The sequence below is a fragment of the Pyxidicoccus xibeiensis genome (genome assembly GCF_024198175.1).
Classification (GTDB): domain Bacteria; phylum Myxococcota; class Myxococcia; order Myxococcales; family Myxococcaceae; genus Myxococcus; species Myxococcus xibeiensis.
In genome coordinates this window covers 989362-1012897 of record NZ_JAJVKV010000003.1, presented here as the reverse complement: position 1 = coordinate 1012897, position 23536 = coordinate 989362, and the positions used below count along the sequence as shown (strand labels likewise).

Annotated in this window: 14 protein-coding genes and 1 pseudogene; 6 read left to right on the top strand and 9 right to left on the bottom strand. The window is 71.5% G+C overall.

The features are described 5' to 3' along the window. Positions 1-3: 3 nt before the first annotated feature. Genes LXT23_RS16980 through LXT23_RS16945 form a run of 8 tightly spaced genes read right to left on the bottom strand, consistent with a single transcriptional unit; the run spans position 4 to position 11343 of the window. Positions 4-1929: a tetratricopeptide repeat protein gene (locus LXT23_RS16980; RefSeq protein ID WP_253981204.1), complete on the bottom strand. Its 1926-nt coding sequence runs from the start codon at positions 1927-1929 to the stop codon at positions 4-6. Continuing rightward, positions 1929-2564, bottom strand: a complete 636-nt coding sequence (locus LXT23_RS16975; protein ID WP_253981203.1) for a hypothetical protein — start codon at positions 2562-2564, stop codon at positions 1929-1931. Before LXT23_RS16975 ends, LXT23_RS16980 begins: the two co-directional genes overlap by 1 nt. After that, positions 2561-3058, bottom strand: coding sequence for a hypothetical protein (locus LXT23_RS16970; RefSeq protein WP_253981202.1), 498 nt, complete (start codon positions 3056-3058; stop codon positions 2561-2563). The genes LXT23_RS16975 and LXT23_RS16970 overlap by 4 nt, the downstream gene beginning before the upstream one ends. After that, positions 3049-6318 (bottom strand): outer membrane protein assembly factor BamD, encoded by a 3270-nt coding sequence (gene bamD, locus LXT23_RS16965; RefSeq protein WP_253981201.1) that lies wholly within the window; start codon positions 6316-6318, stop codon positions 3049-3051. The genes LXT23_RS16970 and bamD overlap by 10 nt, the downstream gene beginning before the upstream one ends. Next, the gene (locus LXT23_RS16960) at positions 6315-7946 is read right to left on the bottom strand and encodes a hypothetical protein (protein WP_253981200.1); all 1632 of its coding nucleotides are present in this window, start codon (positions 7944-7946) and stop codon (positions 6315-6317) included. Before LXT23_RS16960 ends, bamD begins: the two co-directional genes overlap by 4 nt. Next, complete coding sequence (locus tag LXT23_RS16955; protein WP_253981199.1) at positions 7943-8578, bottom strand: outer membrane beta-barrel domain-containing protein; 636 nt, start codon at positions 8576-8578, stop codon at positions 7943-7945. Before LXT23_RS16955 ends, LXT23_RS16960 begins: the two co-directional genes overlap by 4 nt. Positions 8579-8628: 50 nt before the next feature. Beyond that, complete coding sequence (locus LXT23_RS16950) at positions 8629-10902, bottom strand: AgmX/PglI C-terminal domain-containing protein (RefSeq protein WP_253981198.1); 2274 nt, start codon at positions 10900-10902, stop codon at positions 8629-8631. Positions 10903-10941: 39 nt separating this feature from the next. Continuing rightward, positions 10942-11343 (bottom strand): hypothetical protein, encoded by a 402-nt coding sequence (locus tag LXT23_RS16945; protein ID WP_253981197.1) that lies wholly within the window; start codon positions 11341-11343, stop codon positions 10942-10944. A 264-nt stretch (positions 11344-11607) separates the two neighbouring features. Between LXT23_RS16945 and LXT23_RS16940 the strand changes: the two genes are divergently transcribed. Then, positions 11608-13911: an NHL repeat-containing protein gene (locus tag LXT23_RS16940; RefSeq protein WP_253981196.1), complete on the top strand. Its 2304-nt coding sequence runs from the start codon at positions 11608-11610 to the stop codon at positions 13909-13911. A 16-nt stretch (positions 13912-13927) separates the two neighbouring features. On the opposite strand, the gene LXT23_RS16935 is transcribed toward LXT23_RS16940, so the two are convergent. Next, the gene (locus tag LXT23_RS16935; protein ID WP_253981195.1) at positions 13928-17146 is read right to left on the bottom strand and encodes an nSTAND1 domain-containing NTPase; all 3219 of its coding nucleotides are present in this window, start codon (positions 17144-17146) and stop codon (positions 13928-13930) included. A gap of 355 nt (positions 17147-17501) precedes the next feature. On the opposite strand from LXT23_RS16935, the gene LXT23_RS16930 reads away from it, so the two are divergent. The 5 genes and pseudogenes from LXT23_RS16930 (at position 17502) to LXT23_RS16915 (ending at position 23498) form a co-directional block, all read left to right on the top strand. Continuing rightward, on the top strand, positions 17502-18029 hold the full coding sequence (locus tag LXT23_RS16930; RefSeq protein WP_253981194.1) for an RNA polymerase sigma factor: 528 nt from the start codon (positions 17502-17504) through the stop codon (positions 18027-18029). Further along, positions 18029-18121, top strand: a pseudogene (locus LXT23_RS50640) (zf-HC2 domain-containing protein); the annotation flags it as partial. The gene LXT23_RS16930 and the pseudogene LXT23_RS50640, both read left to right, overlap by 1 nt. 18 nt (positions 18122-18139) lie before the next feature. Beyond that, positions 18140-20974 carry a CHAT domain-containing protein gene (locus tag LXT23_RS16925; protein ID WP_253981193.1) on the top strand — a complete coding sequence of 945 codons (2835 nt, stop codon included), beginning with the start codon at positions 18140-18142 and terminating at the stop codon, positions 20972-20974. 100 nt (positions 20975-21074) lie between these two features. Further along, entirely contained in the window at positions 21075-21818 is a 744-nt protein-coding gene (locus LXT23_RS16920) for a hypothetical protein (protein WP_253981192.1), read from the top strand. Positions 21819-21842: 24 nt separating this feature from the next. Next, entirely contained in the window at positions 21843-23498 is a 1656-nt protein-coding gene (locus tag LXT23_RS16915; RefSeq protein WP_253981191.1) for a hypothetical protein, read from the top strand. Positions 23499-23536 lie beyond the last annotated feature (38 nt).

Sequence of the window (23536 nt, the reverse complement as noted above, 5' to 3'; positions counted from 1 at the left end):
GGACTACGGCGTCGGAGCTGACGCCGTGGCCATCCGCTTCAGGGCCGCCTTCGCGTCCTCATGGTCCGGCTGCAGCTTCAGCGCCGTCTCATAGGCGCCCTTCGCCTCGTCCATGCGCTTCGAGGCCTCCAGCAGCTGCCCCAGCGCGTTGTGCGGCTCGGCGAAGTTCGGGTCCACCTGCGCGGCGCCGCGGAAGGACTTCTCCGCGTCCTTCGCGTTGCCCTGCTGGAACAGCGCGTGGCCCAGGTACAGCAGCCCCAGCGCGTTGCGAGGCTCCACCGCCAGCACGGAGGCCAGCACCTTCTTCGCCTTCGCGCCGTCACCGCCGCGCAGGTAGAGGAAGCCCAGCTCGGCCCGGGCCTCCAGCTGCGCCGGGTCCTTCGCCACGACCGCCTCCAGCTCCGTCACCGCCAGGTCCGGCCGTCCGCGCCGCGAGTGGACGATGCCCAGCCGCGCCAGCGCCGCCGTGTCGGCCTCCTCGCCTTCCTTCGGCTTCAGCAGCCCTTCGGCCGTCACGTAGTCGCCCATGGCCAGCAGCAGGTCCGCCAGCGCGAGCTTCGCGGCGCGGTTGCCCGGCTCCTCCTTGAGCAGCTCCTCGTACAGCGGCTTCGCCTTCGCGCTCACCCGCTTCTTGGCGTACGCGTCCGCCAGGGCCAGCCGGTTCTCCACGGTGGGCGCCAGGCCCACGCACGCCTCGAGCTGCGCGATGGCCCCGTCCAGGTCGCCCTTGGCCTTGAGCGCGTCGCCATACGCCGCCCGGGCGCTCGCGTCCTTCGGGAAGGTCTCCACCGCCGTCTTCAGCGTGGCCACCGCCTCGTCGGCCTTGCCCAGCCCCAGGTATGCCCGCGCCAGGCCCTGGTAGGCCTCGGTCGTCTTGCGGCCGTCCTCGGTGCTCTTCTCAATCGCCTTCTGGAAGGCCGCCACCGCCTGCTTCTTCTTGCCCTGCGCCAGGTACAGGTGGCCCAGCTGCGTGTAAGGCCCGCTGGCGCGCCGGGGCTCCAGCACCAGCGCCTTCTCGAAGGACTTGGTGGCGCGCACGTTGTCGCCGAGCTGGAAGTACGCCAGCCCCAGGTTGAAGTGCGCCTCCGCGTACTTCGGGTCCGCGGAGATGGCCTTGAGGAAGGCCTCGGTGGCCTTGCGCGGGTCGCCCTTCTCGTTGAGGGCCACGCCCAGGTTGTTGTGGGCGCGCGCGTGCTTGGGCTCCGCGGCGAGGGTGCGCTGGTACTCGGCGATGGCGCCGTCCAGGTCGTTCTCCCGCATCAGGATGACGCCCAGGTTGTAGTGCGCTTCCGAGTCGCCCAGCTTCTCGCGGGTGGCCTCGCGCAGCGTCTCCTTGGCCTCGCCGTTGAGCCCCTTCTCCGCCAGCGCCTTGCCCAGGTTCACCCGGGCGACGTTGAGCTTGGCGTCCAGCTTCAGCGCCTCGCGGTAGGCCTCTATCGCGTCGTCCGTGCGGCCGGCGCGCTGCAGGGCCTCGCCCAGGTTGAAGCGCAGCTCCGCGTCCTGGGGCGCCAGCTCCGCGGCCACCGAGTAGCTGCTGATGGCCACGTCGTTCTCGTCCAGCACGCGCGCCAGCAGGCCCCGCTCGGCGCGCAGGGTGGAGTCCTCCGGGAAGGCGGCGATGCCCGTGTCCAGCACGGTGCGCGCGGCTTCCGCGTCGCCCGCCAGCCGCAGCGCCCGGGCCAGCGCCAGCTTGGGCGGAATCAGCTCGGGCTCCAGCGCCACCAGCTTCTTGAGCGGCTCCACCGCCTTCTTCGGCTTGTTGAGCGACAGGAACGCGGTGCCCAGCCGGTACAGCGCGTCGGCGTCGTCGGGGGACTGCTCCAGGCGCGCGCTCTCCACGGCGGCGGTGCGCTCGAGGGTGGCCGCGTCCGGCCCGGGGACCTGCGCGGTGAGCAGTTGGAGCACCAGGAAGCCGGCGGTCGTCGACATTAGAGGTTCTCCACGTAGGGACTCGCACGAGCGTCGAAGGTCTTCTTCGCCAGCGCCGTCTTCTTCTCCTCCCACACCGCCCGAGCCGCCTTCTCTTCCTTCTCGTCCTCGGCGAGGTCGGCGCGCTCCTCCTTCACCTCCGCCTCGCACTCGGACACCTGCTCTTCGTAGTCCTTCGGCTCCAGGCGCTCGCTGCCCTCCACCTTCGCCTTGCGCGCCGTCGTCAGCCGGGCCAGCTCGAACTTCGCGAAGGCGCAGCGCAGGGACAGCCGCTCCACCTCGCGCAGGCCCACGCTGAGCCGCTGGCGGGCGCGCAGGTACTCCACGCGGGCCTCGGCCTCGGCGATGGCCAGCTTCGCCACCTCGCGCGACACCTCGTCCGTGGCGCGGTCCACCTCGTCCTCCGCCGCCTCCTGGCGGGAGCGGGCGCGGCGGATGTTGTCGCGGGCACGGCCAATCTCGTTGTCGGCCTCGTCCACCTTGTCGATGGCGAGCGCCAGGTCGTTCTCCGCCTCGAGCAGCTCGATGCGCGCCTCGTAGGGGAGCTTCTTCTCCAGCGACTCGGGCACGCGCATGCCGTAGCGCGGGCCGCAGGCGACCAGGAGGGGCAGGGTGAGCAGGACGATGCGCTTCATTGTTGGACCGTGGCCTCGAAGCTGCCGAAGATGGTGCGGCCGGAGTAGACGTCCGTGCCGTTGACGAAGGTGACGTGGAAGTCGCCGGTGATGCGGCTGCCGGCCTCGACGGGCGTGCCGTCCACCTGGAGGCCGCCGCGCTCCAGCTGGGGGAAGGTCCGTGCCGGCTCGTCCAGCACGCTGCGGCCGATGGCGCCCCGCTGCGCGCCGTCCTCGAGGACCTGCGCCAGGTCGATGTCCAGCGGGCCCGTGTAGCCCTCCGGAATCATGTCCCCCACCAGGGCGCTGACCTTCAGCACGGTGTTGATGCCCGAGCCCTGCGCGGTGACGAAGTTGATGGCCAGCTCGCCCGGGGCCCACTGGGCCTCCACGCGCTCGTAGCGGAGGTCCAGCAGGGGGGCCACGCTGCCCTCCAGCGCGCCGCCCTCGGGGGAGCAGGCGCTGGAAGCCAGGAGCAGGGCCCCGAGCGCGAGGGTGCGCGCGCTCACTTGCATGCCTTCCACCCTCCGTCCACGTCGGCGCCGGTGAGGGTGTTGACGTCCTTGAGGACGGCCAGCTCGCGGCGGGCCCCGTCCACGTCGCCGAAGCGGCAGCGCAGCGCGGCCAGGTTGAGGCGGGCCTTGTCGAAGGTGGGGTCGGAGTCCATCGCCTTGGCGTACGCGGCGCGCGCGCCCATGGCGTCCCCCATGTTGAGCAGCGCCCAGCCCAGCGCGGAGTGCGCCGAGGCCCGCGTGTCCTGCAGCTCCGTGACACGGCCCAGCGTGAGCTGCGCCATGCCGAACTGCCGCGCCTCCAGGTACGCCAGGCCCAGCGCCTCCAGCGTCTCCGCGGTGAGCGTGCGCTCGGCCTTCTTGCGCAGCTCCTCCAGCGCGGCCGGCTGCGTGGGGGCGGCCGGCTGCGGCACCGGCAGCGCCGCCGTCTCCGAGCGCGTGCGGCAGCCCAGCACCGCGGCGCTGAAGACCTCCAGCGACTCGGCGCGCGACAGGCACGCCTTGAAGGCTTCTTCAGAGCGCTGCTTCAGCGGCGTGACCTGCTCCTTCACCGCCGCCCGGAACTGCTGCGACTCCGCGGCGGACATGCCCGCCGGCACCGGCGTCTGCTCCACCACGTCCGCGATGTGCCCGTACGCCAGCGCCAGCTTCCACAGCGAGGCCACGGCCCACTCGGGGTAGCCCAGCGAGGCGGCCTGCGTGTAGATGCCCTCCAGGCTCTGCAGCGCGGCGACCTTCTCCTCGACCTTGTCGGCCGGCAGGTCCTTGTAGCCGCGGTAGAGGATTTCGCCGAGGTACCACAGGCCCTTGGCGGCCTCCTCCGTCTGCCCGTTGGGGCCCTGCACCGCCTTGGTGAGGGTGGCGATGAGCGCGTCGGCGGAAGCGGTGGGGACGGTGGCGGCCTGCACCTGCGCCAGCACCGCCGCCGCACCCGCGCTGCCCGAGTCCAGCTTCAGCGCGGACTCCGCCGCCGTCTTCGCGCGGGCGTAGTCCTTCTGCTTCAGCCGCGTCTCGGCCAGCAGCACCAGCACCTCGGCCTTGCGCGCGCCGGACACCTCCGCCGCGGCCTCCAGGTTGCGGGCCGCTTCCTTGTACTCTCCCAGCGCCATGCGCAGCCGCGCGCCGGCCAGCCAGCCGTCCACCGCGGCGAAGTCGCCGCCCAGCTTCTGGCCCACCTGCTCGAACCAGCCCGCCGCCTCGCCGAACGACGCGGCCTCCGCCGCGTGCCGGCCCAGCGTCAGGAGCACGTCCGACAGGTACTGGCTCTTCGGGTAGTCCTGCGCCAGCTTCGCGCCCAGCTCGCGCTCGGCCTGCAGGTCGCGCTTCTCACGCGCGGCGGTGAAGGCGCCATACAGGGCCTTCTCGCCGATGTCGGTGTTCTTGTTCTCGTCCGCGACCTTCACGAGGCCCTGGATGACGTCGCCCGTCTCCTGGGCGCTCTGCAGCGCCAGCTCGTCGAGCGCCTCGGCGCGGCTCTGCGTCAGGATTTTCTGCACGTCCGCGCGGAAGGCCTGCGGCAGCGGCGCGGCGAGGAGCTTCTTCCCCGTCTCGTCCAGGCCCTTGAAGTCGTTGAGCTGCCGGAGGCTGTCCAGCGCCAGGTTGCCCGCGACGGGGGCCTCCTTGTGCTGCGGGTGGCCCACCGCGAAGGCGGTGAACAGCTCCGCGGCCTTCGGGTACTCGCCGTCCTCGTAGTAGGCGCGGGCGATGTTGAACTTCACGTTGAGCGCGTTGTCGCTCTTCGGGTAGCGCGACACGAACTCGGCGCCCAGCAGCTTCATCGCCTGGCGCGCGTCCGCCACCTCGAAGGCATTGCGCTTGAGCGCCTCCTCCGGCTTGAGCGTGGAGAAGTGCGCCAGCAGCGCGGCGTTGAGGGCCTCCTCCTCGCCCTTGGCGTCCTTCGCCTTGGCCTCGTAGCGGGCCAGCTCCTCGAACTGGCGCGCGGCCTCCGGGAAGGCATTGGCGGAGAACAGCGCGTCCGCGCGGTTCTTCATGAGGGGGCGCACGTACTTGTCGGGACGGAACAGGCCCAGGTACGCCTCGTAGGCCGCGGCCGTGCGCAGGTAGAGGTCCTTCTCGTCCTTCTTCTGTGCCGCCAGGTGCAGCTGCGTGGAGAGGTCTCGCGCCATCTCCTCCAGCTCCACCAGGTGCTTCTTGCGGTCCGCCTCGGCCAGCTCCGGGTCCTTCTTGCTCTGCACCGCCGCGCGCACCAGGAAGCGCAGGTCCTCCGGCTCCGGCAGCACCTTGCCCTTGGACGCCTTGAGGGCGTCATAGAGCTTCTGGCCGCGCTCCAGGTCCAGCTCGGGGTCGTGCTGGATTTCCATCAGCTTGCGCAGCGCGGGAATGGCCCACTCGTACTGCTGCTTGATGAAGTAGCGGTTGCCCAGCTTGTCCAGCGCCAGCGCGTAGGTGGCGCGGCTGTCGCTCAGCTTCTCGAAGTAGTTCAGCGCGCCCTTCGCGGGCCGGGCCTCGGTGTAGCTGTAGACGAGGTCCAGCAGCGCCTCGCGCTTGACGTTGAGCGCCTTCTTCACGTCCACGCCCGGCAGCGGCGCGCTGGCGGCGGCGGCCTCGAAGAACGTCACGGCCTCGGCGTGCTTGGCCTGGTTGACGCGAATCCAGCCCATCTTGTAGCGGGCCAGGTCGTGCACCGGCGAGGGCGGGGCCTCGAGAATCGCCTGGTAGTGCTTCTCCGCCTCGACGAGGTCCGCCTTGTCGAAGAAGTGGTCGCCGAGGATCTGCTCCGCCTCCAGCCGCAGCGGGCTGTTGGGGAACTTGCGCGTCAGGTCGCCGAGCGTCTTGAGCATCTCGTCGAACTGGCCCAGCTCGCGCTGCTCGTGCGCCAGGTAGAACGTCACCTGGTCGCCGTCCTTGAAGTCCGGGTACTCGCGCAGCAACCGGTAGTACATCTGCACGGCCTTCTGCTTCATCAGCCGCGTCTCGGGAGAGACGATGGCCCCGGACGCGCCCTCCGGCCGGGACTCGGCCTGGAGGTAATAGACGTAGCGGCTCTTCTCCACGTAGAGCTCGGCCAGCCGGAACTGGAGGTCCGGCAGGTACGGCGCGTTGCGGCTCTTGGAGATGAGGCGCTCCGTCTCGCCGATGGAGCGGTCCACCTTGAAGATGTCGCGCTTGAGCTTGGCGATGAGCTCGTCGCGCTCCTTCGCCTTGGAGACGATGGGGTTGGCGCCCGGGCCGGGACGTCCCGGCCCACCAGGGGCGGCCGCCAGCAGCGCGGCGGCAATCAGGCCGGTCAGGTGGCCGGTCATGGGGTCTCCTCGATGCAGCGGCTCTCGATGCGGACCCGGTACGACTTGAGCTCGTCGTTCCAGTACTCCCCGCCGAAGCGGAAGGCGACGTTGGTCGGGGACAGGTCCTGCTCGTCCTCCGGCGCCACCACCTTCGCGCCCTTCTTCACGCGCTCGTACAGCTTCAGGCCCACCTCGTACTCCATGAGGCGCACCTGCTCGGCGGCGCGCAGCAATGTGTCGGCTTCCTGCCGCACCGCCTCGGCCAGCCGCTCCTGATGGATGCGGACCGCCTCGGCGCGGGACAGGTCATACAGCTTCGTCAGGTGCGCGAAGAGCCGGTCGCCGAAGCTGCCGGCGTAGCGGCCCAGCCGCTCACCTTCCAAGTCCAGCGTCTCCACGAAGCGCGCGGCGCGCTGGGTGCCGCCGTGCGCGTTGGCGGCGCGGCGCAGGCGCGCGTCCTCGGTGAGGTCCTCGCGGTTGCGCACCGCCTCCAGCGAGTCCGCGAAGCGGCGCGTCAGCTCCTTGGCGGCGCGCTTGGCGGGCAGGTAGTGGCACAGGTCGCGGTAGATGAGGGCGCGCAGCAGGTACTTGTCCGGGAGGAACTCGTCCCGGAAGGAGGGCGCGTCCAGCGTGGTGAGGATGCCCAGCGAGGCGCGCAGCTCGCCCAGCTTGTACCGGGTCCACGCCTCCTCCAGGTAGAGGCTGGCGCGGCCCGGGTCCAGCTCGGGCAGCTTGACCAGGTTGTAGGCCTCCAGCGCGCCCGTGTAGTCCTTGCGCTCGTAGCGCAGGCGGGCCACCGCGAGCGCCGCCTCGTTGCGCGCCTCGCGGGTGAGCTTCTCGTCCTTGGACAGGCCGAGGAAGTCGGTGATGAGCTCGTCGGAGGGCTCCTTCACCGACTTGAGGCGGGTGACCAGCAGCGCGAACTTCGCGTGGCTGGCTTCCGGGCTCGTCTCCGACAGCTTGGCGAAGTGCGTGTTGGCCCAGCGCTCGTTGCCCACGCGCAGGTCCACCAGGCCCTGCTGGTAGTGGGCGTACGCGCCCGTCTCCTCCGGCAGGAAGCCCAAATCCAGCGCGCCGAAGACCTGCTCGTCGATCATCACGTCGTCGTGCGGGCGGTCCGTGAGCTGCTTGAGCGTGTCCAGCGCGCGGGGCAGCACGTTGGGGTTGGAGCGCTCGCGGGCGATGCGGGCCAGGTACGAGGCGCCCGCGTGCGTGAGGCCGAGGTCGATGAGGCTGCGCGCGAGGAAGTACTGGCCCCAGGCGTAGTTCTCGTCCGTCTTGGGCGCCTGCTGCAGCCAGGCGTACAGCGGCCCGGCGGCGGCGCGCGGGTCGCCGTCGAAGTAGTCCTTCAGCGCCTGGTCGAAGATGGCCGGGTCCACCTTCTGCGGCGCGGGCGGGGCGGCCTCGGCGGCGGCGGCCGGAGCCGCGCCCTCGGCGGGCTTCGCCTCAGCCTCGGCGGCGGGCTTGCCAGCGGCGTCGGCGGCGGGCTTGCCAGCGGCGGGCGCGGGCGCAGCGGTCTGCGCGGGCTTGCCGCCGGCGGGCGGTGGGGGCATGGGCAGCGCGCCGCCGGACTGCGCGGGGGCGGTCGCTGGAGACACGAGGAGCGCGGCGCTGGCGAGCGCGGCGATGAGCTTGCGAGGAGTCATTCCGTGGCGCCGAAGTTGAACGCGGTGCCGAGCTGGACCGTCGGGACGTTGATGATGCGGGAGGTGCCGGCGAAGACGACGTTGTTCGTCACGTCCAGCCGGAAGGACAGCGTCTGGCCGGAGAACAGGCGCACGCCCAGGCCCAGGTTGACCGCGGGGCGGAAGCCGTCCTGCCGGTCAATCTTCACCACGGTGCCGCCGCCCAGCAGGAACGCCTCGAAGTGCAGCACCGAGCTGTTGAGGAAGGCCGTCTTTCCGTAGAGCGGGCTCCAGACGAGGTCCGAGCCCACCATCCACTGCACCTGGTCCTCGAAGGCGGACGCGGTGGGGGCCACGTCGAAGTCGCGCTCGAGCTGGCGGCGCAGGCTCGTCTGCACGTTGTAGCTGTACATGCCGCGGCCCACCTGCCACGCGAAGCTGTCGCTGAAGTGGTACGTGTAGCCGACGGCGCCGATGAGGCCCTTGTAGAAGGCATCGGCCGGCAGCACGCCGACGCCGAGCAGCAGCTCGTGGTGCATCCGGTACTGCCGCTCCTGGATGGCGGAGACGGCGCCGGGGTTCTCGAGCGCCTCGGCCTGGGCGCGCGCAAGGCCGGGCACCAGGAACGAGAGGATGAGCAGGGCGTATCGCACGGTGGGGGCTTCCTGGCGGAGGGGGGAGACGGACGCGGTGGGGAGCCGCGTCAGTAACCGACGGAGTTGAAGAGGAACGGGTAGGTGATGATGACGACGCCACCCTTGGGGGCGGGGAACGTCCAGCCCTTGAGGCTGGAGAGGATGCACGCCTCCACGGCGGCGTTGCTCAGCGTGGAGGACTTCGTCTTGGCGGCGACCACGCGGCCGGCGGCGCCGATGGTCCACTCCAGCACTACCTTGCCGGCGAGGCCCGGGTTCTTCAGCAGCGCGCGCTCGTAGCAGCCGTGCACCTCGTTGAGGTGGCTGTTGATGACGCGCGCCACGGCCTCGCGGTCCACGGTGCCCTGGGTGGAGGCGATGCTGCGGGCCGTGGCGCGGGTGACGGTGCCGCCCACCTTGCCCTTGCCCACGCCGCCCGCGCCCAGCGCGCCGATGCCGCCGCCGCCCTTGCCGCGCAAGAGCTCGGCGCCCAGCGTGGCGCCGCCGCCCTTGCCGCCGCCGCCCAGGCCGAAGGTGCCCAGGCCCGCGTTGGCGATGGGCGCCTTGCCGATGAGGCCGGACAGCTTGTAGTTGGAGTTCTTCACGTTCTTGCTGCCCGGGCCGCTGCCCAGCTTGTCCACCGCGGCCAGCAGGTCATTCGTCGCGGGCCCGGCGGCCGACAGCTTCGCCAGCGCCTTGAGCGCCCGGCTCTCCGGCGGGGCGGCGGCCACGGCCTTGGCGGGCTGGGGCGGCGGCGTCTTCTCCACCGGCTTGGGCGGAGCCTTCTCCGCGACCTTCTCCTTCACCGGCTTGGGGGCCTTCTGCTTCAGGGCCTCCAGCTTCTTCTTCGCCTCCTCCTTCTTCTTCGGCTCGGGGGCGATGAGGCGCAGGGCCACGGGCGGCAGGTTCCGCTGCGTGAAGTCCGCCGTCTCCGGCGTGGCGGGCTTGAGGGCGAGGAAGCCCGCGAAGGCGCCGCCGAACAGGATGAAGCACGCCAGCGCCAGCCAGGGCATGCCCCGCAGGGGGTTGACCCAGACGCGCTCGGGCTTGGGGGCCGCGTAGGCCACCAGGGACATCTGGCCCTGCGTCAGCCGCGCGGCGGTGCCCTGGCGCAGCGTGAGGAAGCGGCGGTTGCCGTCGGACTCCAGCGCCGCGCCGGTGACGGGGGCGAAGCGGCCGTCATTGCCGCTCTTCTCCACCTCCGTGCCCGGCGGCACGAAGAGGCGGAAGGCGCCGTTGAGGCTCTCGGCGAGCGTGAAGGGCGCGCCAGTGTCCGGCAGCGTGAAGCCCCACAGCGGCATGGCCTCGGGAAGCTCCACCGAGGCCTGCACGGGCTTCTTCGAGTCCGGCTTGAAGCGGCGCGCGTCCTTGCGGATGGCACCCCAGTACAGCTCCAGGTAGAGCTGGGCGGCGCCCTTGCCCTGGCCGACGCGCGGCGCGTGCGTGGGCCGCGTGGCCGTGGGGCGGTGCTCCTGGAGCAGCGGGCCCGAGGCGTCCGGGAGCGGGTCGAGGGTGACGTCCGCCAGCAGGTCGTCCGCGAACAGCATGCTGGCGTTCATGTCCGACTGCGGCTGCTCCTGCGTGGCGCGGCGGCGCACCGACGGCAGGGTGCCGGCCGGCACGGGCACGGGGGCCTGCTGCTGCGAGGGCCAGGGCGCGTGCGCCCCCGGAACGGGCATGGGCGACACGGCCTGCTGCGCGGGCTGCGGCAGGGCCACGACGTTGGGCGCGGCGACCTGCGGGGCCGGCGAGGGGGCATACGCCGCCTGCGTCACGGCGTTGCCCACGCGCTGCGCGGGCTGCTGGGGCGGCACCGGACGGAGCGCGGGCTGCTGGGGCGGCGGAGCCTGCGGCACGGCGCGCACCGCGGGCACGGTGGTGGCGAGCGGCTGGGGCTGGGGCGCGGGCGCCGCCCGGAGCTGCCGCACGGCCGCGGGCTGCTGCGGCGCGGAGGCGCCGGGCGGAGGCGGCTGCGCGGCGGCGAGCATCGCGGCCACTTCCGGCGGCGGCTGGGGCTTGGCCTCCTGTGGCCTCTGCGCCAGCACGCGAGTCTTCAGCACGAAGGGGCCGCAGAGCACCTCGTCCACCGAGCGGATTTCACACGCGGAGACGCGATGGCCGTTGACGAACAGGCCCGTGGTGGAGCCCGCGTCCTGGATGGCCGCGCGCCCGTTCTGGAAGTAGAGCAGCGCATGGCGCGACTCGACGGACGGGTCATCCAGGCGCAGGTCGGACGCGGGGTCCGACCCGAGCGAATAGGTACCGGGGACGAACACCTCCGTCCCCACGAGGAGGCCGTCGCGGAGGATGACGACTTGCAGGACGCTGGGCTGACCGCTCAACGGTGACGCTCCCTTCAAGGGCTGGTGGGCGGTGCTGCCCTACTGGTCGTACACCGTGGCGAGCGTTTCGGAGCGGAAGCTGTCGCGCTCGCGGATCATCGACCGCGTCTTCAGCTCCTTGCGGTCATAGAGATAGACGGCGCCGGACTTGTTCGTCTGTCCCTGGATGAGCCGGTCATCGAAGTCGATACGGGCCGGGCCCCGCTGCGGCGGAGCGGCGGTGGCCGCGGCCTCGGGCTCACCCGTCACCGGGTCCGTCACCGCGGGGCTCTTCGTCTCGATTTTTGGCGGGGCCTTGGAGGTGGACTTCTTGCTGGACTTCGACTTCGCAGAGCGCGCCGAACGGCCGCGGCCCTGGGCCCAGGTGTCGGTCGGGGCGAGCAGCGTGCCGATTCCGAGGATCTGGGCGACGGCCATGCAGAGGAGGAAGCGTCGCATCATCAACAGGTTAAGCGATGCGTGTACCGACCTGTCAACGCACACTCCAGGGCCGGGCGGAATGCCTGCACGCACAGGTGTGGGGGGCACTCCACCCCATGTGGGGCGCACGCTCCACGAATCCTCATTTTCATTGCCGGCAGGCGGCAAAAATGGCGTGCCGGCGCTGTATTCGAAGTCGGCGCCCTGCTGAGCAGGCAGGTCTGGAGAACATCGCGACGGCGAGGGCAATGAAGGATGCTGGGGCCCGGAGGCTCCGGAACCGAATTGACGCACAAGGCTCGAAAGTGGGGAGTGCTGGCGGCGCTGGTGGCGGTGGGCTCGGCCGTGGGCGTCGTGGTGCTGCGCCAGGGGGCGACGTCCCCTGAGGCTGTTTCAGGAGGTGTATCGCCGGGTGCGACGCTCACCTCGGTCGGGCCCCGGCTCCTCAGCAACGAGACGTCCCAGCCCCTGTCCATCCAGGGCGAGCGGCTGGTGCCGGGGCTGACGCTGGCGCTGGGGCCGCCGCTGTCGCGCGAGCTGCCGCTGACGGTGGTGGACTCGCGCCACGCCTACGCCCGCCTGCCCGCGGACCTGGCGTTGCCGGAGGACACGGGGCAGGTGGTGGTGGAGGCGCGGCTGGCGCTCGCTGGCGGCGCTCGGACCGAGGGCGTCTCGCGGCTCACGGTGGTGAACGACGCGGCCTTCGCGGACCTGACGGCGATGGCGCTGTCCCCGGACGGGCGCACGCTGTTCCTGGCCTCGCCCACCACGGACACGGTGTTCTCGCTGGACGTGGAGGGGGGCCGGGTGGAGCGACTGGCGGCGGGCGACGGGCCCTCCGCGCTGGCGACCTGGCAGGATGCGTCCGGCAGGCCTTGGCTGGGCGTGGTGCACCGCTACCAGCCGGAGCTGCGCCTGTACGCGCTGGATGCGCCGGGCAGTGCGCCCCGGACTCTGCCCGCGCCGCTCGGCGCCCACGGGCTGGAGGTGGATGGGGCGCGCGGCGTGGCCTTCATCGCCGAGCACGTGCGGGACAGGGTGCACGCGGTGTCGCTGGCGGACGGGAAGCCGCGGTGGACGGCGGCGGTGGACCCCAACCCGCGCGCGCTGGCGCGGTGGAAGGACGTGCTGGCGGTGGGCAGCCTCCAGACGGGCCAGCTGGAGCTGCTGCGCCAGGAGGACGGCGCGCCCGTGGCCACGGTGGCGCCGGGGCCGGGCGTGGCGATTCTGGGAGGACACACGGAGCCCTTCCGCGAGCAGGTGATGGGCGGCAAGGCGCCCCGCGCCGTCGTCGCGAGCGAGCGGCTGGGGCGCCTCTTCATGGCCAGCCTGGGCCCCAACGTGGGGCCCAACCCGAAGCGCATGGAGGTGAGCAACAACAGCGGCGTGGCGGTGGTGGACCCGGCGAAGGGCGACTACGTGCGGCACCGGGGCTTCGGCGCGGGCGTGACGGAGGGGCTGGCGCTGGATGACGCCGCCGGGCTGCTCTACGCGGCGGACGTGGGCGTCGGCCGGGTGCGCGTGCTGGACGCGCGCGCGCTGGCTGGGGCCGAGAAGGCGGCGCGCGGCGCGGTGCTGCAGGAGGTGGCGCTGGCGCCGCCCGCGAATACGCCGCGCATCCGCCCGGCGGAGGACTTCGGGACGAAGGGCAGGGCAGGGGAGGAGCTGCACTCCGGGCCGCGCTCGCTGGCGCTGGCGCCGGACGGGCGCACGCTCTACGTGCTCAACCGCTTCACGCGGACGGTGGCGGTGGTGGACGTGCGCGAGGCAAGGGCCGGCCGGGCCCGCGTGGTGCGCCAGTGGCCCGTGGTGGCGTCGCGCGCGCAGGCCAAGCGCCGCCTGGGGCAGGTCCTCTACTACGCGGACCTGGGGCGCACGGGGATTACCTGCGACGGCTGCCACCTCGAGGGGCACACGGGCGGCGTCTTCTACGAGAAGACCCGGCCCAACCGCATCTACCGCTCCACCACGGTGCTGGGCAGCCGGGACACGCCGCCGTACTTCACGCCGGCCAGCCAGGACAGCCTCGCGGAGACGGCGAGCTTCGTGGGCGGGCGCAACCGCTTCCACAACCCGGCCCCGTCGCCGGAGGAGGTGGAGGCGCTCACCCTCTTCAACGCGATGATGGCGACGCCGCCCAACCCCTTCCGGGGCGCGGACGGCGCACCGCTGGAGTCGGTGGAGCTGCCGGACGGCGCGGTGGGGAACCCGGCGCGCGGGCGCGAGCTGTTCGAGGGGAAGGGCCGCTGCGTGGAGTGCCACCCCGCGCCGCTCTACACGCTGGACCAGGACCCGGCCACGCGCGGGAAGTACCTGGACGTGGGCACGCCGGTGGCGCTGCCGCTGCGGCTGGAGCAGCAGGACCTGGTGCCCGGCGCGGCGACGCCGTCGCTGGTGGGCACGTGGGACGTGTGGCCCCTGCTGACGAGCGCCACCGCCGGCTACGCGGTGAAGGACGGGCGGCTCGTGGTGGGCACGCGCTTCCCGCTGCGCGCGGTGCTGGAGGCGTCCGGGCCGAAGCACGGCGACACGCGCGCGCTCACGCCGGGGGAGCGCGATGACCTGCTCGCGTTCCTGCTGACGCTGTAGCCGGCGGGGCGCCGGCTCAGGGGTCGGGGTTGCCCAGGGGCCGCGCCGCGTCCTTCACCGACTGGGCCTGGTCCGACGCCAGCTTCGCCAGCCGCTTGAGGCTCCGGGAGTGCTCGTCCCGGAGGCCGGCGTTGGCCGGGTCGTGCTTCAGCAGCTCGTCGAGCAGCTCCAGGTGCGTGAGGTAGTGCTGGAGCGCCTCCTTGAACAGGCCCCGCGTGTGGGCCAGCTGTCCGAGGCTGGCATGGATGCTGACGCGCATCTGCTTGAACAGCGGCGTGTCCGGCTGTTTCGCGAGCAGGTCCTGGGTGAGCGCCAGGGCCTGACGGTACTCCTCGCTCGCGCTCGCCAGGTCTCCCCGCATCCGGGCCGTGTCGCCGGTCGCCATGTGGTGGGTGACGCGGTCCTGCAGGAGCGGGACCTCGTTGGCCGCATCGAGCCCCACCAGGAACGTGTCCGCCGCCTGGCGCAGCTCCCCGCACTCCGCCTTCGCGTCGTCCCTGGGACACAGCCGCGCGACGCCGCGGTGGACCTGCGTGCCCTGCCGGCCGATACGCTCCAGCCGCTCCAGGGCGGCGAGATGTCGGCGCGTCAGCTCGAAGGTCACCGCCGCGAGCACTCCCATCGCCAGCACCAGCCCCATCCGCCGCCGCCTCCTGCTCCGCACCTTGCGGTGCTCGTGCTCCTCGCAGGCCTCCAGGAACTCGCGCACCGGCGCCGTCATCTGCCACTGGTGCTCTTCGCGGATGCCGCGCGCATACCCGAGCCGCGCGCCCACCGCGAGGTAGGAGCTGCCGCCCTCCGGCTCGTTGCGGTGCAACTGCCACGCCTCGGCCATGGCCCGCAGCTCGCGCCACTGGAGCAGCCGCCGCCGGTTCTGCTGGAGCCAGCCCCGCAGCCGCTTCCACCGGCGGATGAGCGCCTCGTGCGCCACCTCCAGGCAGACCTTGCCGCCGCCGTCCCCCACGGTGCTCCGGGTGACGAGCCGCGCCGTCACCAGCTTGTCCAGCACGCGGTCGAAGGCGGCCTGCTCCGCCGGGTCCGAGGGGCGCACGTCCTCCAGCCACACCCGCCGCCGGGTGTCGGGCGTCGTCTCGTCCCCCAGCGCGACCAGCTCCGCGCGCAGCCGCCGGGACTGCTGGCGCTCGTCCTCCTCCAGGCTGTCGTAGAGCTGCTCCGCCGTCTGCACGAGGCTGCCCGCCACACCCTCCATCTCCTCGTAGGCCCGGTGCGTCAGCCGGTGGCCTTCGCGGTGGCGCCACAGCGTGTCCAGCGCGTGCTCCAGCAGCGGCAGCGCGCCGGGCTCCTGCCCCACGTCCCGGCACAGCCGGTCCACCAGCCCCGCCTCCAGGTACAGCCCCACCCGGTGTGCGGGCTTCTCGATGGCCTCCGCCAGCTCCTCCGGGCTCATCTGCGGCACGAAGACGCGGTGCTTCTCCGCGTACACCACCGCGTCCAGCCGGGTGTCCGCGTCCAGCACCACCTCGCCGCAGCGCTCGAAGGAGTCCACCCGCAGCGTGGTCACCACCACGCACTCCAGCTCCTTCTCCCGGCCCAGCGCCCACAGGGCCTGCATCAGCTCGCGGCGCTCCACGGGGTCCAGGTGCGTGAAGACCTCCTCGAGCTGGTCCACCACCAGCAGCAGCCTCTGCTGGGGGCGCGCGTGCCTCAGCCTCCACACCTCCACCAGCACGTCGTGCGGCTCCACCCGGCCTTCGTCCGCCATGGGCTCGGCGCTCCACAGCCGGTGCAGCCGGTGGCGCAGCTCGCGCAGCGCCTCGGCGCGCATGCCCGTTGCCCTCGGCATGGTGCGCACCAGCGCCTCGGGCCGCACCGTCAGCACGTCCCACTCGGCCGGTGGCAGTTGGGGGATGAGCCCGGCCATCACCACCGAGGACTTCCCCGCGCCGGACGCGCCCGCCACCACCTGGAAGCGGGGCCTCTGCCCCCGCACGGCCTCCCCCAGTCGTGCCAGCAGCTCCGCTTCCAGGCGGCTGCGTCCGAAGAAGAAGCGCCGGTTGCTCGGACCGAAGGGCAGCAGCCCCTGGTAGGGCCGCAGCACCACCGGCCGCAGGTCCGCGTCACCGGTGCGGCGCGCATACAGCTGCAGCGAGGCCCAGTCGAAGCCCTTCACCTCCACCCGCAGCCCGCGCCGCGCCGCGCCCAGCGCCTCCTCCAGCGAGCACGAGTCCACCAGCAGCTTCTCGTACAGCGTCCGCGCCAGCACCACCGAGCCCTCGGCCGACAGCGGCAGCCGCGATGCCACCACCATGCCGATGCCCACGCGGTGGAGCTCCTGCGCCAGGCTGCCCAGGTGGCTGGCCAGCGCGCCGCCGTCTCCGCCATGGCAGGCGCACAGCACCACCATGCGGAGCGTGTCCCGGTACGGCCCCAGCACCGCGCCCAGCGCCCCCGCGTCCACCAGGCGCCTGCCGCCCTCCGGCGCGTTCCACACCAGCCCGTAGTGACTGTCCTCCGACGTCCCCAGCGGCGCCCCGTGACAGAGCAGGTGCAGCACGGCGACGGGCTCGTCGGCCTGCACGGCCTCGCGCAGCGTCTTCTCCAGCGCCTCCAGCGACACCTTGGGCAGCACGTCCCGCCGCCCCTCGAAGCCGAAGCCCCCCTCCAGGCTGGCCCGCGCGAGCGCCTCCTGGTGCTCCTTCTCCGGCACGCCGCCGCCCGCCTCGGACCAGGCCAGCAGCACGCGCCCCTCCCGGGCCGAGGGCGCGGGCGCCGGGCGCACCTCCCGGGGCCACTCGTAGCGCAGCGTGAAGCCGCGCAGGTCCGCCAGGTGCTGCCCGCTGTCCTTGAACGTCGCCAGCTCCCACGGCAGCGAGTACAGCTCCGCCGCCGCCGAGCGCACCACCAGCCGGGGCCCCCGCCCGCTCCGCGCCTCGGCCTCCAGGGCGTCCTCGTGCCCTCCCCAGTCCAGCGCGTCCAGGAAGCGCCGCAGCTCCTCGCCCAGCCGCCGCGCCGCCACCGGGTCCGGCTCCCCACGTGCCAGCGCCGCGAGGTCCATCAGTACCCGCTCGCTCCAGGGGAAGTACGCGCTCTTCACCCCTCCCTGGCCCATGCGCAGCAGGTACTCCTGCGGCCGCAGGTCATGGAAGCCATAGGGGTCATCGGCCCGGTGGGCCCGTGTGAACTCCAGCACGACCTCGTATGGACCCACCGCCCCTCCCGCCGCGTCCTCGCTCGCGAACCTCGGCCCCGGCTCCCCCAGGCGTGCCGTGCTCATGGACAGACACCCCTCCCCTTTTTCACGCGGGAGGACCGCGGCCTCGCCCCCGCTTCCTCAGACATGACGCGGGCAGGTGAATTCCTTACGAACAAAGCCACCGCATTCCGGGGCAGGTAACAATTTCACTCCAGCGCGTCCTCTCGGGTCGAGGCAGACCCGCAGTCCTTTCCCTGGCCCCTCTCGGACGAGAAGAGCGATGCCCTCCAGCCATCCTCCGGCGTCAAGTGACCCCGCGACAGACGAGGCACCGTCACCTCTGGCATCACCTTCTCCAGTCCCGGAGGCCCGTGTCATAAGGTTGCCCATTCCTCCCCGTGAGCACGACACGGGGCAGGGGGGGCAATCACTGGCAATGGACAAGGGAAATGACGGGCACTGGGCCAGCGCGTACGCCACGCGGAACAGGACATGGCTGGTGGCCCGGGCCCAGCACCTGTGCCGCAACGCGAGCGACGCGGAGGACCTGGTGCAGGAGGCGCTGTTCCGGTTCATCCGGGAGTTCAGCGGAGAGGGGGCGCGGCTCGACGAGAGCCGCTGCGGGGCCTGGCTCATGAAGACGATTTCCACGCTCTTCTATGACCAGCTCCGGAGACAACGCGTGAGGGACCAGAACGCGAAGGACCCGACGCTTCGCAACGAAGTCGTCGACCCGCTCGAGCCCACCGTGCCTTCCGTCTATGACACCGTCACGGACGAGCGCTTCTCCCAGGCCGTGCAGTCGCTGAGCCCGAAGCTGCGGGCCACGTTCGAGCTGTACGCGGCCGGGCACCGGTACCAGGACATCGCTCGCATCCTCGACATCCACATCGGAGCGGTCGCCAAGCGACTGTTCGACGCTCGCGCACGGCTTCGCGAGTTCTTCAATTCAGGAGACAAGTAATGGCCTCCCCTTGTGAGGACGTAGGGCTGTTCGTGGATGGGGAGCTGCCACCCGAGGCGGCGGAGCGCTTCCGGGAGCACCTTCCGGACTGTGTGAAGTGCCAGGGGCAGGTGACGGAGCTGCTGCAGCTGCGGATGCTGGCACGGCGGCACATGGAGGGCGCCGACGAGCGTGCGCCGGCTCCTGTGCCCGCGCCTCGCGCGCCGATTCCGTTGTTCCGGCGGCGCACCTTGGTGCAGGCGGTGGCGGGGCTGGCGGCGGCGGTGCTGGTGGTGGTGGCGGTGCCGCGGATGATGTCCTCGGAGCCCCAGCACGACGTGTGGCTGGCGAAGCGGCCCCAGCGCCTGTTGGAGGCCCGTGTCGCGTATCCCGGCGCGGATGACCACCGACCTCAGGCCTCGAGGATGATGGGCAACGACGACGGCGCTCCGGAGGCCCTGCCGCACAAGGCGATGTCCTGGCTGGAGGAGCAGGAAGACGTCCCGGGCATTGTCGCGGCGTACCTCGTGCGTGACGACCCGGGCCTGGCTGACCAGGCGCTGCTGGAACTGGACAAGCTGGAGCGCACGCCGGAGCGCGAGAACGACCGCGCGGTGGCGATGCTGCTCAAGGGCAGGCCCGATGAGGCTCTTCGCCTGGTGGATGGCGTGCTTCGGGGGCACCCGCGTCACCCGCAGGCTCTGTGGAACCGGGCGCTGGCGCTGCGCGAGCTGGGCCTGCCGCTGGTGGCGGCCAGTGCTTTCAAGGAGGTGGCCGACCTGCACGAGCCGGGCTGGTCCGACGAGGCGAAGCTCAAGGCTGACGAATTGCGGAGCACGACGTTTGAACGTCACAAGAAATGGAAGACCGCATACGAAGCTGGAAAGGCTCTTCGCGAGGCGCCGCCGACCATTCTTCCCAGGAGCTTCAGCCAGTTTTCCATGGCGCGGCTCTATCTCTACGACGCCGTCCGCTCAGCGCCGAATCGCGAGCGTGTGCTGGCGCTGTTGCCCCTCGCCCAGGACCTGGATGCGAGAGCAGGCGGTGACGTGCTGGAGAAGTACGTGCGCCATGTCAGTAACGCCAACTTCTCGCGGCGCGGTCCCCTCGCCCTCGGCTATGCGGCCTTTGCCAAGGAGCGGCCTTCTCGCGCGGAGCAGGAGCGCCAGCTCGCTGTACTGCTCAGCTCTGGTGAGAACGACATCTTCCTGGGCGTGCTCCAGCGCTCAGGCATCACTCGCCTCAACTTGAAGCTCTACGAAGCCAGGGCCGCCTCCACGGGAGATCTCTGGTTCAAGCTCCTCGCGGCGCAGGAGCGTGCCAAGCTTGAGTTCACGGAAGGAAACTGGAAGCAGGCCACTCGGACGCTTCAGGCCGCGCTCGGGCATTGTCCGGCAAGCGGCTTCGAATACCGCTGCCTGAGTCTGGAACTGGACCTGATCAGCATCCACATCCAACACATCAAGGTTGATGACGCGCTCTCTCACGTGACGAGTGCCCTGAAGATCGCGCGTGAGAACAACGAATGGTGGCTGGAGCAGGAGCTGTTGTGGAACCGTGCACGCATCTCCCGCGTGGTGAACGACAGCCACCTCACGCGCGCCTACCTGGGGGAGTATCTGGAGCGCGGTCGGGGAGACCCGACCGCCGAGCTCCGCGCCCACCAGATCCTTGCGAGCATGGCGTTCCAGGAACTACGGGTGGACGAGGCCCGCCGCGAAATCGATGCCGCCCTGGCTACGGGGCAGCCACTCCTGTTCGCGGGGGCCATGGACCTGGCGGAGATCAGCCGGCTGAAGCGCGCTCCCGATGACGAGGCGCACCTGTTGCGTGCACTGGAGTCAGCCAGGTCTGAGCTCAGCGAGGGGAAGCGAGTACTCGCTACACACGTTCGGGGGAGGTTCTATATCGAGCAGGACGCGGAGCGCGGACGAGCGTTGCTCTGGAAAGCCATCGAGGAGGCAGAGGCCGAGGGTCTGAAGGATGACTCGCATGCGAAGCGGGCGCGGACCTATAGCTATACGTCGCTGCTCCACGACGCTGGCCGGCGTGGTGCCTACAGGGAAGCGCTGGAGTTGTTCGAGAGGGAGCGAGGCGTCGGATTGCCAGCGCAATGCCTGCTGGCGGTCACCGCGGACTCCGAGCGGACGCTGCTCGTGGCGCGCGGCACTGCGGGGGAACTGGTCGGCTACTTCGACGAGTCCAGGCGTCAGCCCCTGGAGATACGGCTCGGTGGTGTCGTTCCGGAAATGCTCCTGACTGTCCTGCGCGCGTGCTCGCGGGTGGAGGTGCTCGCCCGGCCTCCGCTTCATGGGCGGGCGGGGCTGCTTCCACCAGAGCTTGCCTGGAGCTACCTGACACGCACTGCGCCTACACCCACGCAGCGCACGGGGAGCGCGGTGCATCTGGTCGTCTCCGATGTAGAGCCGCCGCCCGGCAGTTCCCTCAAGCGCCTCAACGCGTGGACTCCAGGCTTTGGTCCCGACGAGCAGCGCGTCACGCTCGTGGGAGCCGAGGCCACCCCGCCCCGGGTGTTGGCCGCCATGAAGGACGCCACCGAAGTCGACCTGGTGGCCCATGGCGTCGTCGATGGCCATGCCGATACCTCCTATCTGCTGCTGGCCCCGGGGCCAGATGGGTATGAGCTGACAGTGCCTCAGGTCCGCGCCTCCTCGCTGAGAGGGGCACCTTTCGTGGTGCTCGCGGCCTGCCGCGCGGCGCATACGGCGTATGTGCTCGATGCGCCCTTCAGCCTTCCGGCTTCCTTCATCGAGGCGGGCGCACGCGGGGTGCTTGCGGCCACGGTGGAGATTCCCGACCTGGAGGCGGGTACCTTCTTCAATGCCGTCCGCGAGCGCATCCGCCGGGGCGAGGTTCCTGCCATCGCGCTGCGTGATGAGCGCATGAAGTGGTTGGGCGAGAATCGTGGCGTGGCGTGGCTCCCCAGCGTGCTGCTCTTCGAGTGAGGGCTCGCGAGAAGTGAAACCCGCGAGGTAATGAATCGAAGTGGCTGCGTTTTCTGGATGGGTAGGGCGACTGGGCTGCTACCCAACACAGGAGCCAGTCATGAGCCAGCAGGAGCCGGCCTTCTACAACCTCGAGTTCTCCAGCGATGCTTCGTTCTGGGAGGGAGCGGGTGACTCGCAGCGGCGCACCTTCCTCATGCCGCTGCCCGACCCCGCCGAGTTTCTCGTCTTCGGCGTGGTGGACCCGTCGAGCAAGGTGCTCTTCGTGGCGCGGGGGCGCGTGCGTGACCACCTGGGGGAGTTCGTTTCGCGGATGACGCGGGACGGAGCCTCGGTGGAGTTCTACGCCCGGCCGCCGCTGCCGTGGCAGTTGGTGAAGCGGTACATCAAGGATGACCCCTACGAGCACCAGGAGACTGATGGGCCCAGGAATCCGCCTGAGCAGGGGATCGCGGCCTATGGCGGCGGCGCGGACGAGAAACACGCGCTCCTCATCCAGGAGGCCACCATCAATCTCCCTAGCGACCCCGTGGCCTGGCCCCCGGCGCAGGGTTGTAGTCGGAGGGTCATCGTCATGCCGGGGTCGGATGTCTCGGAGTTCCTCGCCTTCGGCGTGTGCGACAATCCGGACCGCTTCGTGTTCGCGGCCCGGGGGGCCACGGCCGACAAGGCCGCCTTCCTCCTCCGCATGGCGCAGGATGGCGCCACCGTGGAGCACCACGAGGTCGTGCCGCCGGAGCTTCCGTACGTCCAGGCCTGGCTCGATGAGCACTTCCCCACGCTGTCCTCGCTCACCCGCCTCCGCTTCTCCACCCGCGAGCTGACCCCGCAGCAGGTCGGCTAGCCGCGGTCATCCGAGGGGCCATCGATGACGCTCGAGCTGCTGCTCGCCCACGCTGACGAGGACCGGAAGGGACTTCCCGTGGAGTCCCTCCAGAGCGCTCCCCGTCCCGCCGAGGTCGAGCAGCCCGACAGGCTCTGGGACGCCACCGCCAACCCCAACGACTTGCCCAGCCAGCGCTGGGGCCTCGTGGCTCCGAAAGGCCCCAGGGGCGACGCCCTGCTCGCGCTCGTCGAGCCGCTCCGCCAGCGGCGCCAGCAGGCCCAGGGCGGTGAGCGCGTGGCCATCTATCGTGTCCCGCCGGACATGGATGGCCCCCTCGCCGCGCGCTGGAAGAAGGAGGTCTTCCGGCACGAGGGCACGCGCGAGGCGGACCGGCCGCGCTACCTCTTGCTGCTCGGCGACCTGAACGAAGTCTCGCTGGAGCTGCAGCATGCGCTGACCACCGACGCCTTCGTGGGCCGCCTCGCCTTCGCCACGGACGCAGGCTACGCGGCCTATGTCGACAAGGTGCTGCGCTGGGAGGACGCCACCCCGCGCGAGTCGAACGCGCGCATGCTCTTCTACACCTCTCGCGATGGCTCCTCCGCGACGGAGCTGGGCCACCGGATGCTCATCGCCCCGAGCGTCACGGCCTGCCGCGAGCGCCAGGAGCTGCACTGCTTCCCGCAGGCGGACCTCGTCTCGCTGGGCGACGACGGCCCTGTGTCCCTCGCGAGCCTGCTGGACCATGCCTCGGCCCGCCGGCCCGGCGTGCTCTTCACGCTGAGCCACGGCAGGGGGCGGCCCGCGAGCGGCTGGGCCCATCCCGAGGCGCGGCTTGCGCACCAGGGCGAGCTGAAGCTCCCCGACGGCGGCTTCCTCTGCGCCTCGGAGCTGGCCTCCCGCCCCTTCCTCCCCGGCGGCATCTGGTTCAGCTTCGCGTGCTTCAGCGCGGGCACGCCGGCGCGCAGCAGCTACGCGCACTGGCTGCGCCAGCTCCCCGAGTCGGACCCGAACGCTCGCCGTGGCCTGGAGGCGCTGCCCCAGCAGGGCGAGCGGCCCTTCATCTCCGCGCTGCCCCAGGCCGCGCTGGCCAACCCCGACGGGCCGCTGGCGGTGATGGGGCACGTGGACCTGGCCTGGTCCCACAGCTTCAGCGACCGGGGCCGTGGCACGCCCTCGCGCTTCATCGAGCTGCTCAAGGAGCTCGCCGCGGGCAGCCGCGCGGGCGTCGCCCTCCAGTCATTGATGCAGGTCCTCAACGAGGCGAGCAGCGAGCTCGCGGCGCTCTACAACCAGGAGGCGCTGGAGCACACGCAAGGGCGCCCCTCCACCATCGACCCGCTGGAGCGCGCCCGGCTGTGGATGGCGCGCCAGGACCTGGCCAACTACGTCCTCCTGGGAGACCCCGCCGTCCGCCTGTCGCTGGCGCAGGCCCGGCCCGCCGCTCCGGCGCCGCACCCGCGCCTGGCGATGCAGGCGATTCTCGGCTCCCGCTTCGGCGCGGCCACGGCACGCCCCGCCGAGCGCACCGCCACCGATATAGAGGAGGCCGTCCTCGCGCTGCTCACCGGGAGGCATCCGCCGGAGCAGCTCACGGCCCGCTACAACGTCCCGCTCGCCGAGCTGCTTCGCTGGGAGGAGCTGTACCGCGCCGCCGGACGCGAGGCGCTCGCCCGCGACCTGGCCGGAAACGGCTGAGCTTCCACCGCCCCGTGGCGCCCGGTGAGCAGCCAGCC